Below are 16049 nucleotides of genomic sequence, written 5' to 3' on the forward strand. Positions count from 1 at the left end.
TGGCACAGCCGGACGCGAGGAACGCGCACGGGCCGGCGGAGGCGCGGCGAACTGAGACAGGAGGACGCCGGATGGCGCCGGTGAAGACGGTCTGCGTGTATTGCGGCTCGGGATTCGGCGAGAATCCGGCATTTCGGCAGGCCGCCGAGACGCTCGGCCGCTCGCTGGCCGCGGCCGGAATCGGCCTCGTCTACGGTGGCGGCAATGTCGGCCTGATGGGCACGGTCGCCCGCGCCGTCCTCGACGGCGGCGGCCATGTCACCGGCATCATCCCGGACTTCCTGAAGTCGCGCGAGCGCATGCTCGACGACATCCAGGAGACAGTCGTGGTCGGCGACATGCACACCCGCAAGCGCATGATGTTCGACCGCTCGGACGCCTTCGTGGCGCTGCCCGGTGGCATCGGCACGCTGGAGGAACTCGTCGAGCAGCTGACCTGGGCGCAGCTCGGCCAGCACGCCAAGCCGATCCTGCTCGTCTCGATCGCCGAATTCTGGCGCCCGCTCCTGACGCTGTTCGACCACATGCGCGGCCACGGCTTCATCCGCGAGGGCCTCGACCTGAACTACCTCGTGGCGAAGGACGCGGCCGATGTCGTGCCGATGCTGCGCCGGGAAGCCGCCCGCCGCGAGCCGGCACCGGAGGCCGAGGAGTTCATCAAGGAGCGGTTCTGATTACTGCCGCACCTCTCCCGTTCGGGAGAGGTCGACGCGGTGTGAGCCGACCGTGTGAGGAATGCGACAACTCCGGAGCGGTCGCACCCCTCACCCCAGCCCTCTCCCGAACGGGAGAGGGGGCCGGTCGCGCCGGCCGGTGGATCTCCGAGCGGCGTGTCGGCAGCTCTCTCGCATCGGCGGCCGGTCGGCCGTGCCCGTCACGGTACGACGCTCCAGGTCGTCGTCCCGTCCTTGTTGTCCTTCACGGTCACGCCCATTGCGGCGAGCGCATCCCGGACGCGGTCCGATTCCGGCCAGTTCCGGGCGGCGCGGGCGGCGCGGCGGGCCTCGATCAGGCTCTCCACGGCCGAGACGTCGACGCCGGAGGCACGCACGCTCGCCGCCTCGCGCTCCGAGCGGGTCTGCGCCAGGAAGCCGAGCAGGTTGGCGCCGGCCTTCAGCGTGGCCGGATCGTCGAGGCGGTGGATCTCGGCCAGGGCCGCGGCGGTGTTCAGATCGTCGAGCAGAGGCTCGAGGACCGCATCGGGCGGCACGGCGACGGCCTGGGCATCGCCGACCAGGCCGTACCAGCGCTCCAGCATCCGGGCGGCGTCTTCGAGGCCCCGCAGCGTCCAGTCGATCGGCTGACGATAATGCGTCTTGAGCATCGCGAGTCGCACCACCTCGCCGGGCCAGTCGTTCAGCACCTCGCGGAGCGTCACGAAGTTGCCGAGCGACTTCGACATCTTCTCGCCCTCGACCTGCAGGAAGCCGTTGTGCAGCCAGACATTGGCCATCACGTCGGTGCCGAAGCAGCAGCGCGACTGCGCGACCTCGTTCTCGTGGTGGGGGAAGATCAGGTCGATCCCGCCGGCATGGATGTCGAAGGTGGTCCCGAGATGCTTCCAGGACATCGCCGAGCACTCGATGTGCCAGCCCGGCCGGCCTGGCGCCGCGATCCCCGAGGGTGACGGCCAGGAGGGCTCGCCCGCCTTGGAGGGCTTCCAGAGCACGAAATCGAGGGGCGAGCGCTTGTAGGGCGCGACCTCGACACGGGCGCCGGCCTCCATCTCGTCGAGAGGACGCTTCGAGAGCGCGCCGTAATCGGGCATCGAGGGCACGTCGAACAGGACGTGATCCTCCGCCACGTAGGCGTGACCGGCCGCGACCAGACCCTCGATCAGGTTCACCATCTCGACGATGTGGTCGGTGGCGCGCGGCTCGATGAAGCTGGGGCGCTCTCCCGGCCGGTTCACATCCTCCGGCATCAGGACGCCGAGGGCGCGGATGTCCTTGTGAAAGGCGGCGAGGGTGCCGTCCGTCAATTCGCGGATCGTGACGCCCCGCTCCAGGGCCCGCGCGTTGATCTTGTCGTCCACGTCCGTAACGTTGCGGGCGTAGGTCACCTGCGCAGCGCCGTAGAGATGGCGCAGCAGCCGGAACAGCAGGTCGAAGACGATGATCGGGCGCGCGTTGCCGATATGGGCCGCGTCGTAGACCGTGGGCCCGCAGGCGTACATGCGCACATGGGCGGGATCGATCGGCACGAAGACCGCCTTCTCGCGGGTCAGCGTGTTGTAGAGCCGCAACATCGAGGCCATGAAACCCACTCTCGTCCCTTCGGTCGCCGGCCGGTCGCCCGCCCCTGTTGCGCGGGAGCGACGGCCCTGCCGGCTCTCCTGCGCTAACCCAAAACGGTGAGCTTTTCGAGAACGACGACGGGCCTCGGGCCCGGCCGCTCGAAGAGATGCGCGACCGACGATCGAAAGCCTTTGTTTACCGTCCCGTCGGACCTTCAGCGCAATTGTGGATGATTTGGTCAGGAGAGACCTTCATGCGTCGCACGGCTGCCGGCCTCAGCGCTCTTCTCGGCGCTCTTCTTCTCACCGCTGTCGCGCAGCCCGCGCGCGCCGGAACCGAGGCCGCCCCCGTCGAGCGCACCTTCCTGATCCCGTCGAGCGAGGGCTACGGCGTCGGCGACTGCCTGACCGGGGGCCAGAGCGAGTGCGGCCAGGTCGTCGCCAACGCGTGGTGCGAGTCGCAGGGCTTCGCCGCGGCGGCCTCCTACGGCATCGCCGCGCAGGAGGATTACACCGGCGCCATCGACACCGTGCCCTCCCCGAAGCGCGACGAGCGCCCGATCCGCATCACCTGCCAGGATTGAGGGCGGCCGCCGCGCGGCCTCACTTCAGGAAGTCGGCGCATTTCGGCGGCGGCTCCGTCCCCCAGGGCATCAGCGGGACCGTCGAGGTCGAGTTCTTCGGCGATCCCTGGATGACCTTGTCCGAGTAGACCATGTAGATCAGCGTGTTGCGCTTGGCGTCGCATCCGCGCACGATCTGCATCGACTTGAAGATCAGCGAGCGCCGCTCGCTGAACACCACCTCGCCCTGCTTGAACTTGTCCTTGAACTGGACCGGGCCGACCTGCCGGCAGGCCAGCGAGATGTCCGAGACGTCCTCGGCGAGGCCGAGCGTGCCCTTGATGCCGCCCTTCTCGGGCTGCGTGTAGTGGCAGGCGACGCCGCCGACGATCGGGTCGTCGATGCCGTAGACGACGAGCTTGTCGTTCGGCGTCAGCGGCCGCCACACAGTCGACTTGTCGAAGATCCGGTCGGGATCGTCGGCCGCCATCGCCGGCGCAGAGAGGCTAGCGAGCGCGACGAGGCCCGCGCCGACCGCGCCTGTGAGACTCCGAAGCCACATGGTTCAACCTTTCCCCCGCTGATGCACCGTGGCGCATGTAGGGAGGGTGTCCCTGAGCCGCGAGGCCGCGTAAAAATATGTTAAGCCTCGAACGCCCGCGTTCCGTATCCGGCGTTCGGGCCGGACCCGTCATCGACAGAGCCATGCCGCTGATCCGATCTCAGATTCGTCAGCTCGCCCGCACGCTCGCCGCCAGCGTCCTCGCCGCGCTGCTCGCGCCGCTGCCGGCGAGCGCGCAGCAGCAGGCCCCGAACCCGGCCTGCCAGCGCTATCGCGCCGAGCTGACGAGCCTGAGCAACAATGCGAACGTCGCCCGCGCACTGCAGGGTGAGATCTCCCGCCTCGAAGCCTATTACCGCACGCTCAATTGCGAGGGCGGCCGGTTCCTGTTCTTCGACACGCGGCCCCCGCAATGCGGCGCCGTCGAGCAGCGGATCCGCGCCCTGAACGCCGGCTACGGGGGCGAGAACGGCGAGGTGGTCGCCGCGCGCCGGCGCCAGCTCCAGGCGGCGGTGGCGAGTTCCTGCGGCGACCTGCCGACCAACCCCGACGGGTCGCCGGCCGGCCAGTACGCCCGGGGCGGCGCGCAGGTGATCTGCGTGCGCACCTGCGACGGCGCCTATTTCCCGATGCCGAACCTGCCGGACGGGCGCGAGGGCGCGAACGAGATGTGCCAGGCGCTCTGCCCCGGCACCGAATCCGCCGCCTACTCGATGCCGCACGGCGACGACGCCCTGAAGCACGCCGCCACCATCCAGGGCCGGCGCTCCTACGCCTCGCTGCCGAACGCCTTCAAGTTTCAGAAGGCCTTCGTGCCGAACTGCTCCTGCAAGAAGGAGGGGCAGACCTGGGCGCAATCCCTCGTGAAGGCCGAGAGCATGCTCGTGCGGCACAAGGGCGACATCTTCGTCACGCCGATGCAGGCCGAGGCGCTGTCCCGGCCGAAGGTGCGCCTGACGCTAGTCGGGCGCGCCGACAAGACCGCTGCCGGACTCGCGGCGGACGCGGCCGGCCGGACGGGGGCGCCGGGCGCGGAGGGGAGCGCCGCGGACGGCGCGCCGGCCACCACCGCCTCGACGGATTCAGCCGCCGCGGATACCAAGCCCGCCATCCGGGTGATCGCCCCCAACGTGATCGCGGTCCCGACCCGGACCGGCACGCCCTAGCGGCGGCCCGCGCGGGAACCCAGGGAGGTCTCGCGCAAGACTTTGTGATCACAGGCGAAAGGACTCTCTCAGGGGCCCGTTTCGCGCTCCGGAAATTTGACCTCGCGCTCCCGGGAACCATATCGCGCCCGACCCCGTTCGGCGCCGTCCGAACCCGAAGCGTGAGATTGTTCCGATGCGGAAGACCCGACTCCTGCTCCTGACCGGCACCGTTCTGCCCGGCCTGCTCCTGGCGGGTCCGGAGGTCTCGCGGGCGGCGGACGGGATCCTGCAACTCGCCCAGAGCGGCCAGCCCGGGCCCGGCGAGGGCGGGCCGCGCGGCGGCGGAGAGGGTGGTCCCCGCGGCGGCGGCGAGGGTCCGCGGGGTGGTCCGCCCGGCGGCGGCCGCCCCGAGCGCGCCCCGGCGGAACGCGCCGCCCCGCCCGCCGCGCGCGAGCGGCCCGAGCGTCCGGAACGACCCGAGCGGCCCGAGCCCCGGCCGGAGCGTGCGGCGCCGGAGCGGCCGCAGCCGCGCCAGGAACGTCCTGAGCGTCAGGAACGCCAAGAGCGGCCCGAGCCGCGGGAGGCGCCTGCCCAGCGCGAGCGCGCGCCCGAGAGGACGCCGGAGCGGGCCCCCGCCGAGCGCGCCGCGCCGCCAGCCCAGCGCGAGCGCGCACCGGAGCGCCCCGCCGCGCCGACCGAGCGCCGCCAGGAGCGCAACGAGGAGCGCCGCGAAACGCCCGAGCCCGGACGCCGCGCGCCGGGTGCCGAGCCGCCGGCCCAGCGCACGCCCGGCCAACCGCCGGCGGCCGTGCCGAACGCGCAGCCCGGAACGCCCGGCCGACCGGTCCAGCCGAACGCGGCACCGGACGCCCCGGCGCAGCCGGGCGGACGCCGCGAGGGCGGTCCCGGCGCCGCCCCGAACGCCCAGCCCGGCGTGCCGGGACGACCCGTCCAGCCCGGGAATCCGTCCCCAGCGCCCGGCCAACCGTCCGCGCCGCCCGGCGGCCCCGGCGCCGCCCCGAATGCCCAGCCCGGCGTGCCGGGTCGGCCGGTCCAACCGCAGGGCGTGGCGCCCGGCCAGCCCGGCACCCCGCCTCCCAGCGCGCAGCCGCCCGCCCCCAACGCCCAGCCGGGCGTGCCGGGGCGTCCCGTGCAGCCCGGTCAGCCCGGTGCCGCGCCGCCGGACGGCGCGCAGAATCGCGGCGCACCCGCCACCGCGCCGAACGCCCAGCCCGGTCTGCCGGGCCGCCCGGTCCCGCCGCAGGGTGTGGCGCCCGACCAGCCCGGCGGCGCCCGCCTCGACGAGCGCGACCGCGACCGCGACCGCGACCGGCGCGACAGCTTCAACCAGCCGGGCCGCCCCGGCTACGTGCCGGGCGGCTTCCGCCAGGAGGACGAGGACGTCCGCGATTACGAGCGCATCCGGCGAGACCGGCGCGAGTTCAACGAGGGCGGGCGCACCTACATCCGCGAGCCCGGCCGCATCATCGTGCGCGACCGCGACGGCTACTTCATCCGCCACGACGAGAACGAGCGCTTCCGCGATCTCGACCGCGGCCGCTACCGCAGCGAGCGGCGCGGCAGCGAGACCGTGACCTACCTCGACCGGCCGGGCGGCGAGCAGATCGTCACGGTGGTCGACGACGACGGGCGGCTCCTGCGCCGCTCCCGCCGCTTCCGCGACGGGCGCGAGGTGGTGATCATCGACAATGCCTTCGGCGGGCGCCCGCGCCCGATCTACGAGGACGTCGTCGTGCTGCCGCCGCCGGACATCCGCATCCCCCGCGAGCGCTACGTGGTGGATTACGAGGGCGCGGACGAGCGATCTGTCTACGAGGCCCTGACCGCGCCGCCGGTGGTGCCGATCGAGGGGCGCTACACGCTCGATCAGGTGCGCTACAGCCCGCAATTGCGTGCCCGCATGCGCAGCGTCGACATCGACACGATCAACTTCGACACCGGCTCGTTCACGGTGACGCCGGACCAGGCGGCGCGCCTCTCCACGATCGCGCAGGCGATCAACCAGGCGATCCGCAACAACCCGCAGGAGGTGTTCCTGATCGAGGGCTACACCGACGCAGTCGGGGCCGACGTCGACAACCTGTCCCTGTCGGACCGCCGGGCGCAATCGGTGGCGACCGTGCTGACCCAGCAATTCCAGGTGCCGCCGGAGAACCTGACCACGCAGGGCTACGGCGAGCAGTACCTGAAGGTGAACACGCAAGGGGCCTCTCGGGAGAACCGGCGCGTGACCGTCCGGCGGATCACGCCGCTGATCCAGCAGGGTCAGGCCCAGGGCGAGCCCCCGCGCTGAGGCTCGCGCGCCCCTCCCCGCGCGGGAGGGGCGCGCCTCCCGTCCGCGGTTGACGCGCCCGCCCGCGGCGACCAAACGGGGCCGCTCTCGGGACAGCGCCAGCGAGGAACCATGTCGGAGCCGGACGACCGGTTGATCGAGGCCGGGACGCCGGTCTTCCGGCGCACCACCGTGGCGCTGGCCGCCGCCGGGTTCTCGACCTTCGCCGTCCTCTACGGGGTGCAGCCCCTGCTGCCGGTATACGCGGATGATTTCCACGTCTCGCCCGCCGAGAGCAGCCTCGCCCTCTCACTCCCCTGCGCGACGCTCGCCATCGCCCTCCTCATCGTCAGCCCGCTGTCCGAGGTCTGGGGGCGCAAGCCCGTGATGACGATCTCGTTGTTCGCCTCGGCGATCCTCACCATCGTCGCCTGCCTCGTGCCGAGCTGGCACGGATTCCTCATCCTGCGGGCGCTCACCGGCCTCACCGCGAGCGGCCTGCCGGCCGTCGCGATGGCGTATCTGAGCGAGGAGATGCACGGCCGGGCGATCGGGCTGTCGATGGGGCTGCTCATCGGCGGCAACGCCCTCGGGGGCATGGTCGGGCGGCTGATCGCGGGCGTCATCGCCGATTTCGGCTCCTGGCGGCTCGGCCTCGGAACGATCGGCGTGCTGGCGCTCATCGCCGCCATCACCTTCTGGCGGGCGCTCCCCGAATCGCGCCACTTCACGCCCCACCGGATGCGGTGGGGCGAGGTGCCCGGGACCTTCGCCCAGCATTTCCGGGATGCCGGCCTGCCGTGGCTGTTCTCGGAAGCCTTCCTGCTGATGGGCGGCTTCGTCTGCGTCTATAATTACATCGGCTTCCGGCTGCTCGACCCGCCCTTCTCCCTGAGCCAGGCGGCGATCGGCGCGATCTTCGTCGTGTATCTCGCAGGCACGGCGAGTTCGGCCGTGACGGGCGAGATCGCGAGCCGGCTCGGCCGGCGCAAGGTGCTGTGGCTCGCCATCACCTTCGCTCTCGTCGGCATCCTGATGACGCTCTCGGACAACCTCGCCGTCATCATCGCCGGCATCGCCGTCGTCACGATCGGCTTCTTCGGCGCGCATTCGGTGGCGAGCAGCTGGATCGGCCGGCGCGCGCTGCGCGACCGGGCGCAGGCCTCCTCGGTCTATCTCAGCCTCTACTATCTCGGCTCGTCGGTGCTCGGCACGGCCGGCGGCTGGTTCTTCGCCCATGCCGGCTGGCCGGGCGTCGTCGCGTATGTGGGCGGCCTCTACGGGATCGCCCTCGCCGTCGCCCTGCGCCTCTCGCGGCTGCCGCCGCTGCAGAGGCCGGCCGGGTGAGCGGCACGCGCCAGTTTCCGGTTGGCCGCGGATCGGAACGCGGCTCGGCCGGTTGACCCGGCAGGGCGCGGCCTCCATCAAGAGCGCCGCCCGTCATCAACAGAGGAAGCCCGGCGCGCCCGATCGGCGGCTCCGGCTTGATGTTCCGCAGCCGTGCTCGAGCTTGCCGTCGCCGTTGCCCTCATCGCCCTCAACGGCGTGTTCGCCCTCTCCGAACTCGCCGTCGTCTCGTCCCGCAAGAGCCGCCTGCGCTCGATGGTCGAAGAGCGCCGCCGCGGCGCCCACGCCGCCCTCGCGCTCGCGGAGGAGCCGGGACGCTTCCTCTCCACCGTCCAGATCGGCATCACCCTGGTCGGCATCCTGTCCGGCGCCGTCTCGGGCGCGGCCCTCGGCGAGCGGCTGACCGGCATTCTGGTCGATGCGGGCCTCGCCAAGGGCTGGGCCGACACGATCGGCTACGGCCTCGTCATCGGGATCATCACCTACCTGTCGGTGATCATCGGCGAACTCGTGCCGAAGCACCTCGCCCTGCGCGATCCCGAGGGCGTCGCCTGCCTCGTCAGCCCGTCGATGCGCCTCGTCTCGCGGGTGGCCAAGCCCGCGGTCTGGCTGCTCGATGCCTCGACACGGGCGGTGTTCCGCCTGATCGGCCAGGAGACCGAGAGCGCGAGCGCCGTCACCGAGGAAGAGATCCGCCACCTCGTCGCCGAGGCCGAGACCGCGGGCGTGATCGAGACCGGCGAGCGCAAGATGATCGCGGGCGTGCTCCGCCTCGGCGACCGGGCGGTGCGCGGCGTGATGACCCCGCGCACCGACGTCGACTGGATCGACCTTCACCGCGACGACGACGAGATCCGCGCCGCGATCCTGGCGAGCCCGCATTCGCGCCTGCCGGTGGCGGAGGGCGGGGCCGACAACATGATCGGCGTGGTGCAGGTGCGCGACCTCGTGAAGCCGCTGATGGCGGGCGAGGGCATCGACCTGCGCCGTCACGTCCGGCGCGCGCCGGTCCTGCCCGACACCCTCGACGCACTCGACGCGCTGAACGCCCTGCAGGCGGCCGAGGTGCCGATGGCCCTCGTCCACGACGAGTACGGCCATTTCGATGGGCTGGTGACGCCGGCCGACATCCTCGACGCCATCGCGGGGGCCTTCCACTCCGAGGATCCGGAGCCGGAGGCGGTGCAGCGCGCGGACGGGTCCTGGCTGATCGCCGGCTGGATGCCGGTCGACGAGATGGCCGACCAGCTCGGCATCAGGCTCGAAGCCTCCCGCGACTACGAGACCGCGGCCGGCCTCGTCATCGAGCGCCTGCAGCGTCTGCCCGAGACGGGCGAGACCTGCGACATCTCGGGGTGGCGCTTCGAGGTGGTGGATCTCGATGGGCGGCGCGTCGACAAGATCCTGGTGACCCGCCTGACGGAGGACGCCTCGGCGGCCTGACGCGCCGGGGAGTGCCTTCTATTTCAACCTCTGCGCCGCCCGCTCCCGCCCGATCAGTGGCAGCAGCGCGGAGAGGTCCGGCCCGTGGTCGAGACCGGTGAGGGCGAGGCGCAGGGGCATGAAGAGCGCCTTGCCCTTCGCGCCCGTCCGATCCTTCACGGCGCTCGTCCACGCCTTCCAGGTCTCCGGCCCCCAGGGCTCGGGCGGCAGTGTCTCGGCCGCCGCCGCCACGATGCCCGCGTCGGCGCTGACGGGCTCGACCGGACCGGCGACCACCCGCCACCATGTCCTCGCGTCGTCGACCTTCACGAGGTTCGCCCGCACCGCGAGCCAGAACCGCTCGGCCGCGTCCGGCGGGACGCCGAGGCCGGCAAGCCGGTCCCGCACGGCCTCCGGCGGCATCTCGTGGACGAGGCGCGCGTTGAGCGTGTCGAGCTCATGCGGGTCGAACTTCGCGGGGGCTCGCGAGATATGCGACAGATCGACGAGGGCGGCGAGCTCGTCGAGCCCGGCCACGGCCCGCACGGACTCGGCCGAGCCGGTCAGCACGGCGAGCGAGCGCACGGCCGCCGGCTCGTAGCCGGCCTCGCGCAGGCCCCGCAGCGACAGGTGGCCGAGGCGCTTCGAGAGCCCCTCACCGTCCGCGGTGGTGAGGAGGTTGTGGTGGCCGAAGACCGGGACGCGGTGGCCGAGCGCCTCGAAGATCTGGACCTGCACGCCGGTATTGGTGACGTGATCCTCGCCGCGGATGACGTGGGTGACGCCGAGTTCCGCGTCGTCGACGACGGACGGCAGCGTGTAGAGGTAGCTTCCGTCCGCCCGCACGAGGACCGGGTCGGACAGGGATGCGCAATCGACATGCGCCTCACCGCGCACGAGGTCGTGCCACGCCACGATCCGGTGATCGAGCTTGAAGCGCCAGTGCGGGCGCCGCCCCTCGGCCTCCAGCGCCGCGCGCTGCTCGGCCGAGAGGCTCAGCGCCGCCCGGTCGTAGATCGGCGGCAGGCCGCGGCCGAGCTGGCGCTTGCGCCGCCGCTCCAGCTCGTCCGGCGTCTCGTAGCAGGGGTAGAGCCGCCCGAGGGCCCGCAACCGCTCGGCCGCTGCGTCGTGCCGGTCCGCCCGCTCGGATTGGCGGGCGTGGAGGTCGGGCACAATCCCGAGCCAGGCGAGATCCTCCGCGATGGCCGCCGCGAAGGTCTCGGTCGAGCGCTCACGGTCGGTGTCGTCGAGGCGCAGCAGGAAGCGCCCACCGGTCGCGCGGGCATAGAGCGCGTTGAGCAGAGCCGGCCGGGCATTGCCGATGTGGAGATAGCCCGTCGGCGACGGAGCGAAACGGACCAGGGGAGCCATGCCGGCACTCCTACTGGAAAACCCGGGCCGTTGGGAATGTTCACGCGCGCGACGGCCGGGTGATTTCCTGTCGGCGTCCCGCCTTCGGTCCTCGGGGGCCTTGACGGGCGAGCGCGCGTGGACCTAGAAGGCCCTCGGTCCGGGTGCGTAGCTCAGCGGGAGAGCATTCGCTTCACACGCGAAGGGTCACAGGTTCGATCCCTGTCGCGCCCACCATCCCATCCCTCGGCCATGTCCTTCGTCCACAGGCTCTGCCCGCGGCCCTGCTGCGGCAATCGGGTGCCCTGTGACGCGCGCGGCCTTGCGGTATATGGTCTGCCAGAGACCGGCTCTCCCCAGCGAGAATGAGGCCCATGAAGGCGCACGGTGACGCGCACGAGATCCCGCCGCCGCCGCGCAAGGGTCCGTTCATCCTGGTCGGGCTCGTGGCCCTCGGCCTCCTCGGCTGGGGCGGATACGGTCATTGGCAGCAGCGGGCAGCGGCCACCGAGACGCAGCGCAGGACGAAGGACTTCGTGCCCCGCCTTCGCACGATCGCGGTCGAGCGGTCCGACAAGCCCGTCGACCTCACGCTGCCCGGCGAGACCCAGGCCTTCGCCAAGGCGGCGATCTCGGCGCGGGCCACCGGCTACATCGCCGAGCGGCGCGTCGACATCGGCACCCGCGTCAAGGCCGGAGACATCCTCCTGAAGGTCGCGGCGCCCGATCTCGACCAGCAGCTCGCCCAGGCCGAGGCGCAGCTCGGGCAGCTCGAGGCACAGCTCCTTCAAGCGCGGGCGATGGTCGATCAGGCCCGCGCCAACGTGAACCTCGCCAACGTCACGAACAGCCGCACCTCGACCCTCGCGGTCCAGGGCTGGGCCTCGAAGCAGAATGCCGACACCTCTCAGGCCGGGGTGCTGAGCCAGGCGGCCAACCTCGCCTCGGCCGAGGCAGGCGTGAAGGTGGCGGAGGCCAACATCAAGGCGCAGGGCGCGACCGTCGATCGCCTCAAGGCGCTGACGGGCTTCAAGGACGTGGTCGCCCCCTTCGACGGCGTGGTGACGACCCGCAGCGTCGATGTCGGCGATCTCGTGAAGGCGGACGGTGGCGGCACACCGCTCCTGACGATGGACAGGGACGACATCCTGCGCATCTCGGTCAACGTGCCCCAGAACGCCGCTGTCGGCGTGGCGCCCGGCGTCGAGGCCTCGATCCGCGTGCCGCAGATGCCCGACCGCACCTTCGTCGGGCGGGTCGAGCGCTCGTCGGTGGCACTGCTCAGCGCCTCGCGGACCCTGACGACCCAGGTCGATGTGCCGAATCCGGAGGGAACGCTGCGCGCCGGCCTCTACGTCTACGTGACGCTCAAGATCCCGCGGCCCGAGCCCGCCATGATCGTCCCCGCCGAGGCCCTCGTCTTCAACCAGGGCGGCACGCAGGTGGCGGTGGCCCGCGACGACGGCCGGGCCGAGTGGCGCAAGGTGCATATCCGGCGCGATTTCGGCCGGAGCGTCGAGCTCGACCAGGGGCTGTCCGGCCACGAGCGTGTTGTGCTGAGCCCGCCGGCCGATCTCCTCGACGGCCAGCCGATCGAGCGGGAGCCGGACGGGCGCAACGCGGTGCAGGCCGCCTCCCGCTGAGCGCGGGGCCAGGGCGCCTCAATTCACCCGGACGTTGAGCTTCATCTTCGGGTGAATGCCGCAGAGCACCTGGAACATACCCGTCTGCGGGAAGGTCACCGCCGTGCGGCTGCCCGGGACCTGATCGCCCGAATCGTAGCTGAACGCCTCCGATTCCACGTAGAGGTGGTGGAGGAGGTCGCTGTCGTCGTTGACGATCACGACGGTCTCGCCCCGCTGGATCGTCAGGCTGCCGGGCTGGAAGGCGCGGCCCTTCTGCGACACGAGGTGCCCGGTCGCCTGGACGCCGGTGACGAGGAGCGCGCCCGTCAGGCATCCCGCAGCGAGCGCGGCTCCGAGGGTCAGGACGAGGCGTCGCGACAGGCCGGGAAGCGCGGGCAGGTGGAGGGCGGCGTGCATGGCAATCTCCGGCGGATGCCGTCGCGCCAGAGAGCCCGAAAAGTCTTAACAAATTCCCGAAGCGCTCGGTGCAGGGCGGGGATTGGCGAGCGCGGACCGGGAGATCGGTACGAATTCGTCCCCTGTGGGCTAAGTACGTCTTAACATGTGGGGCCTAGCCTTCGGGGTATCCGAGGGAGAGTGCAGCTTCGATCCGATGCGACGGGACCGCACAAAACCGTGGCAGGGGCCGGCATCGGCAGCGCTGCCGCGGCGCATGTCAGTTCAGGTCGCCTCCATCCGCGGCCGGATCTTCGTCGCCTTCCTGATCATGAGCCTGATCACCGCGGCGCTCGGCATCTTCGCGACGCTCGGGATTCGGCAGGCGGGCGACCTCGTCCAGCGCACCTACGACCAGTCCCTGATGTCGATCAACTACGCGCGGGCGGCCGCGGCGGATTTCGCCAAGATGCGCGCCGCCTTCGCGCGACGCGCGCTCGCGACAGATCCGGCGGCGCGGGCCAAGCTCGACGAGGAGATCGCGGAGCTCCTCACGACGCTGCTCGAGGATCTCACCATCGCGGTCGAGCGCTCCCAGTCCGACCGCGCGGCGCGCGCGGGCATCGGCGTGCAGGCGGCCGTGCAGAACTGGGACGAGATCCGGCGCGGGCTCGACGCCGCCATCAGCGCCGGCCCGGCCTGGGAAGCCCTCGACCGGCAGGCGGCGGCGGTCGACGGCCAGATCGACATCCTGGTGAACTACACGGCGGGCGACGGCTTCACCTATCGGCAGACCGCCCGCACGATCGTGGCGGACGAGATCCGCTTCTACGCCGTCGCGACGTTCGTCGCCCTCCTGCTCTCCGGGCTCGTCGCGTGGTTCCTGAACCGGCGCATCATCGGCCCGGTGGCGGCGGCCTCGGCGGTGGCCGAGCGGATCGCCGCGGGCCGCCTCGACGACGCCGTGCCGGTCGGCGGCCGCGACGAACTCGGCGCGCTCCTGCGCGCGATGGCGACGATGCGCGACAACATCCGCGCCATGATGGAGCGCGAGGTGAGCCAACGCCGCTCGGCGCAGGTCCTGCTCGCCGACGCCCTGGAGAGCTCCCGCGAGGGCGTCGTGGTGGTGGACGCGGAAGGCCGCATCGCGCTCGCCAACGCGCAGGCCGCGGATTTCTTCGACGGGGCCTCCGGTCAGATCGCCTGCGGCACCCCTGTGGCGGGGCTGCCCGAGCGCGGCGCGGACCCGGCCGCCTCCGTCCTCGACGATGCCCGGAGCCTGGCGCAGGGCGGCGAGATCCGCCTCGCCGACGGGCGCTGGCTCCGGGTCAGCCGCAGCGCCACGCGCGAGGGCGGCTTCGTGGCGGTGTGCAGCGACATCAGCGTGCTGAAGGAGCAGGAAGCCCGCCTCACGCAGACGAACCTGCGCCTCGATGCGGCCCTCGACAACATGTCTCAGGGCCTGTGCCTCTACGACGCGGAGCACCGCCTGATGGTGGTCAACCGGCGCTACTACGAGATCTACGACCTCGCGCCGGGCTCGCTCGCCGTCGGCATGAGCGCCACCGAGGTCATCGGCGTCTGCCTCGCGGCCGGCAACCATCCGGGGCGCAGCCTTGCGGACCTCCTCGCCGAGGGCGCGGATTCGGTCGGCAAGCCGCACCATCGCCTCGTGCAGGAGCTCGGGGACGGCCGCCTCGTCGCCATCGAGACCCGGGTGACCGCGCATGGCGGCCTCGTCGCGACCTACGAGGACGTGACCGAACGGCGCCTCGCCGAGGAGCGGATCGCCTTCATGGCCCGCCATGACGCCCTCACCGAATTGCCCAACCGAGTGCTGCTCGGCGAGCAGATCGAGATGGCGATCGCCCAGGCCGGGCGCGAGGGCGGCTTCGCGGTGCTCTGCCTCGACCTCGACGATTTCAAGCCGGTCAACGACACCCTCGGCCACGCCGCCGGCGACGAGCTCATCCGCGCCGTCGCGCACCGGCTCTCCGCCTGCGTACGCGAGATCGACACCGTCGCCCGCCTCGGCGGGGACGAGTTCGCCGTGATCCAGCGCGGGATCGAGCGGCCCGAGGACGTGGGCGTGCTGGCGCGCCGCATCGTCGACGTCCTGAGCGCCCCCTACGCCCTCTCCGAACACACCGTCTCGATCGGGGTCAGCATCGGCATCTCGCTGGCGCCCGGCGACGGCATGCTCTGCGAGAAGCTCCTCAAGCACGCCGACGTCGCCCTCGACCGGGCGAAGGCCGAGGCGCGCGGCTCCTTCCGCTTCTTCGAGCCGGAGATGGACGCGCGGCTGCAGGCCCGCCGGGAACTGGAGCGCGACCTTCGCGAGGCTGTGGCGGACGAGGCGTTCGAGCTACATTACCAGCCGATCTACGATCTGTCCGTCGAGCGCGTCTGCGGCTTCGAGGCCCTGCTCCGCTGGAAGCACCCGAAGCGGGGCACCGTCTCGCCGGCGGAGTTCATCCCGCTCGCCGAGGAGCTGGGGCTGATCATCCCGCTCGGGGAGTGGGTGCTGCGGGCCGCCTGCCGGCAGGCGAGCGCGTGGCCCGACGAGCTGAAGGTCGCGGTCAACGTGTCGGCGGTGCAATTCACCTCGGCCCGGCTGATCACCGCCGTCCGCGAGGCGCTCCAGACGGCCGGCCTGCCAGGGCGCCGCCTCGAGCTCGAGATCACCGAATCGGTTCTCGTCGCGAATCCGGGCTCCACGACCGCCATCCTGCACAGCCTGAAGAGCCTGGGCGTGCGCGTCTCGATGGACGATTTCGGGACCGGCTACTCCTCGCTCAGCTACCTCCGCAGCTTCCCCTTCGACAAGATCAAGATCGACCAGTCCTTCGTGCGCGACCTCAACGCCTCCGAGGGCTCGGGCTACATCGTGCGGGCGGTGATCGGTCTCGGTGCCAGCCTCGGCATGACGACGACGGCCGAGGGCGTCGAGACCCCGGACCAGCTTCAGCGCCTTCGGGCGGAGGGCTGCGACGAGGTGCAGGGCTACCTGATCAGCCGCCCCGTCCCGGCCGGCGACCTGCCCGCCCTCCTCCGCCGCTTGAACGGAGAGCGGCGCGCCATCGCGTGAGGGGCGGCCCCTTCCACCT

12 protein-coding genes and 1 tRNA gene are annotated in these 16049 nt (G+C 71.7%); 9 read left to right on the plus strand and 4 right to left on the minus strand.

The window, feature by feature from the left end; all coding sequences use genetic code 11:
• The first annotated feature begins 71 nt into the window (after nucleotides 1–71).
• On the plus strand, nucleotides 72–674 hold the full coding sequence (locus tag DK389_RS03505) for an LOG family protein (protein WP_109887456.1): 603 nt from the start codon (nucleotides 72–74) through the stop codon (nucleotides 672–674).
• Between the two features lie 200 nt (nucleotides 675–874).
• Here the strand turns inward: DK389_RS03505 and cysS are convergent, their stop codons facing one another.
• Nucleotides 875–2257: a cysteine--tRNA ligase gene (gene cysS / locus DK389_RS03510; protein WP_109887457.1), complete on the minus strand. Its 1383-nt coding sequence runs from the start codon at nucleotides 2255–2257 to the stop codon at nucleotides 875–877.
• Between the two features lie 233 nt (nucleotides 2258–2490).
• Here cysS and DK389_RS03515 point away from each other — a divergent pair, with 233 nt between their 5' ends.
• Nucleotides 2491–2820, plus strand: a complete 330-nt coding sequence (locus DK389_RS03515; protein WP_109887458.1) for a hypothetical protein — start codon at nucleotides 2491–2493, stop codon at nucleotides 2818–2820.
• Between the two features lie 19 nt (nucleotides 2821–2839).
• On the opposite strand, the gene DK389_RS03520 is transcribed toward DK389_RS03515, so the two are convergent.
• The gene (locus DK389_RS03520; RefSeq protein ID WP_109887459.1) at nucleotides 2840–3361 is read right to left on the minus strand and encodes a CreA family protein; all 522 of its coding nucleotides are present in this window, start codon (nucleotides 3359–3361) and stop codon (nucleotides 2840–2842) included.
• Nucleotides 3362–3504: 143 nt separating this feature from the next.
• Between DK389_RS03520 and DK389_RS03525 the strand changes: the two genes are divergently transcribed.
• From DK389_RS03525 to DK389_RS03540, 4 genes are all read left to right on the plus strand, one after another.
• Entirely contained in the window at nucleotides 3505–4527 is a 1023-nt protein-coding gene (locus tag DK389_RS03525; RefSeq protein WP_109887460.1) for a DUF2865 domain-containing protein, read from the plus strand.
• A gap of 175 nt (nucleotides 4528–4702) precedes the next feature.
• A complete protein-coding gene (locus DK389_RS03530; RefSeq protein ID WP_109887461.1) occupies nucleotides 4703–6823 on the plus strand; it encodes an OmpA family protein in 2121 nt (706 codons plus the stop codon).
• A gap of 111 nt (nucleotides 6824–6934) precedes the next feature.
• Nucleotides 6935–8149, plus strand: coding sequence for an MFS transporter (locus DK389_RS03535; protein ID WP_109887462.1), 1215 nt, complete (start codon nucleotides 6935–6937; stop codon nucleotides 8147–8149).
• 153 nt (nucleotides 8150–8302) lie between these two features.
• Entirely contained in the window at nucleotides 8303–9592 is a 1290-nt protein-coding gene (locus DK389_RS03540) for a hemolysin family protein (protein WP_109887463.1), read from the plus strand.
• Between the two features lie 18 nt (nucleotides 9593–9610).
• Here DK389_RS03540 and gltX read toward each other — a convergent pair whose 3' ends face one another.
• On the minus strand, nucleotides 9611–10942 hold the full coding sequence (gltX, locus tag DK389_RS03545; RefSeq protein WP_109887464.1) for a glutamate--tRNA ligase: 1332 nt from the start codon (nucleotides 10940–10942) through the stop codon (nucleotides 9611–9613).
• A 141-nt stretch (nucleotides 10943–11083) separates the two neighbouring features.
• On the opposite strand from gltX, the gene DK389_RS03550 reads away from it, so the two are divergent.
• Nucleotides 11084–11158: transfer RNA gene (locus DK389_RS03550), tRNA-Val, on the plus strand.
• A 137-nt stretch (nucleotides 11159–11295) separates the two neighbouring features.
• Nucleotides 11296–12564 (plus strand): efflux RND transporter periplasmic adaptor subunit, encoded by a 1269-nt coding sequence (locus DK389_RS03555; RefSeq protein ID WP_109887465.1) that lies wholly within the window; start codon nucleotides 11296–11298, stop codon nucleotides 12562–12564.
• Between the two features lie 18 nt (nucleotides 12565–12582).
• Here the strand turns inward: DK389_RS03555 and DK389_RS03560 are convergent, their stop codons facing one another.
• Nucleotides 12583–12963 carry a cupredoxin domain-containing protein gene (locus tag DK389_RS03560; protein ID WP_194075155.1) on the minus strand — a complete coding sequence of 127 codons (381 nt, stop codon included), beginning with the start codon at nucleotides 12961–12963 and terminating at the stop codon, nucleotides 12583–12585.
• 256 nt (nucleotides 12964–13219) lie between these two features.
• On the opposite strand from DK389_RS03560, the gene DK389_RS03565 reads away from it, so the two are divergent.
• Complete coding sequence (locus DK389_RS03565; RefSeq protein WP_236960581.1) at nucleotides 13220–16030, plus strand: EAL domain-containing protein; 2811 nt, start codon at nucleotides 13220–13222, stop codon at nucleotides 16028–16030.
• Nucleotides 16031–16049: the final 19 nt, after the last annotated feature.

Source organism: Methylobacterium durans, from assembly GCF_003173715.1.
In the GTDB taxonomy this organism is placed as follows: Bacteria; Pseudomonadota; Alphaproteobacteria; order Rhizobiales; family Beijerinckiaceae; genus Methylobacterium; species Methylobacterium durans.

What these genes read in the sequence shown, in the direction of transcription:
- DK389_RS03560 (WP_194075155.1), bottom strand. Translation starts at nt 12,963, where the DNA reads ATGCACGCCGCCCTCCACCTGCCCGCGCTTCCCGGCCTGTCGCGACGC.
- cysS (WP_109887457.1), bottom strand. Translation starts at nt 2,257, where the DNA reads ATGGCCTCGATGTTGCGGCTCTACAACACGCTGACCCGCGAGAAGGCG.
- DK389_RS03525 (WP_109887460.1), top strand. Translation starts at nt 3,505, where the DNA reads ATGCCGCTGATCCGATCTCAGATTCGTCAGCTCGCCCGCACGCTCGCC.
- DK389_RS03505 (WP_109887456.1), top strand. Translation starts at nt 72, where the DNA reads ATGGCGCCGGTGAAGACGGTCTGCGTGTATTGCGGCTCGGGATTCGGC.
- DK389_RS03520 (WP_109887459.1), bottom strand. Translation starts at nt 3,361, where the DNA reads ATGTGGCTTCGGAGTCTCACAGGCGCGGTCGGCGCGGGCCTCGTCGCG.
- DK389_RS03555 (WP_109887465.1), top strand. Translation starts at nt 11,296, where the DNA reads ATGAAGGCGCACGGTGACGCGCACGAGATCCCGCCGCCGCCGCGCAAG.
- gltX (WP_109887464.1), bottom strand. Translation starts at nt 10,942, where the DNA reads ATGGCTCCCCTGGTCCGTTTCGCTCCGTCGCCGACGGGCTATCTCCAC.
- DK389_RS03515 (WP_109887458.1), top strand. Translation starts at nt 2,491, where the DNA reads ATGCGTCGCACGGCTGCCGGCCTCAGCGCTCTTCTCGGCGCTCTTCTT.
- DK389_RS03535 (WP_109887462.1), top strand. Translation starts at nt 6,935, where the DNA reads ATGTCGGAGCCGGACGACCGGTTGATCGAGGCCGGGACGCCGGTCTTC.
- DK389_RS03565 (WP_236960581.1), top strand. Translation starts at nt 13,220, where the DNA reads ATGTCAGTTCAGGTCGCCTCCATCCGCGGCCGGATCTTCGTCGCCTTC.
- DK389_RS03530 (WP_109887461.1), top strand. Translation starts at nt 4,703, where the DNA reads ATGCGGAAGACCCGACTCCTGCTCCTGACCGGCACCGTTCTGCCCGGC.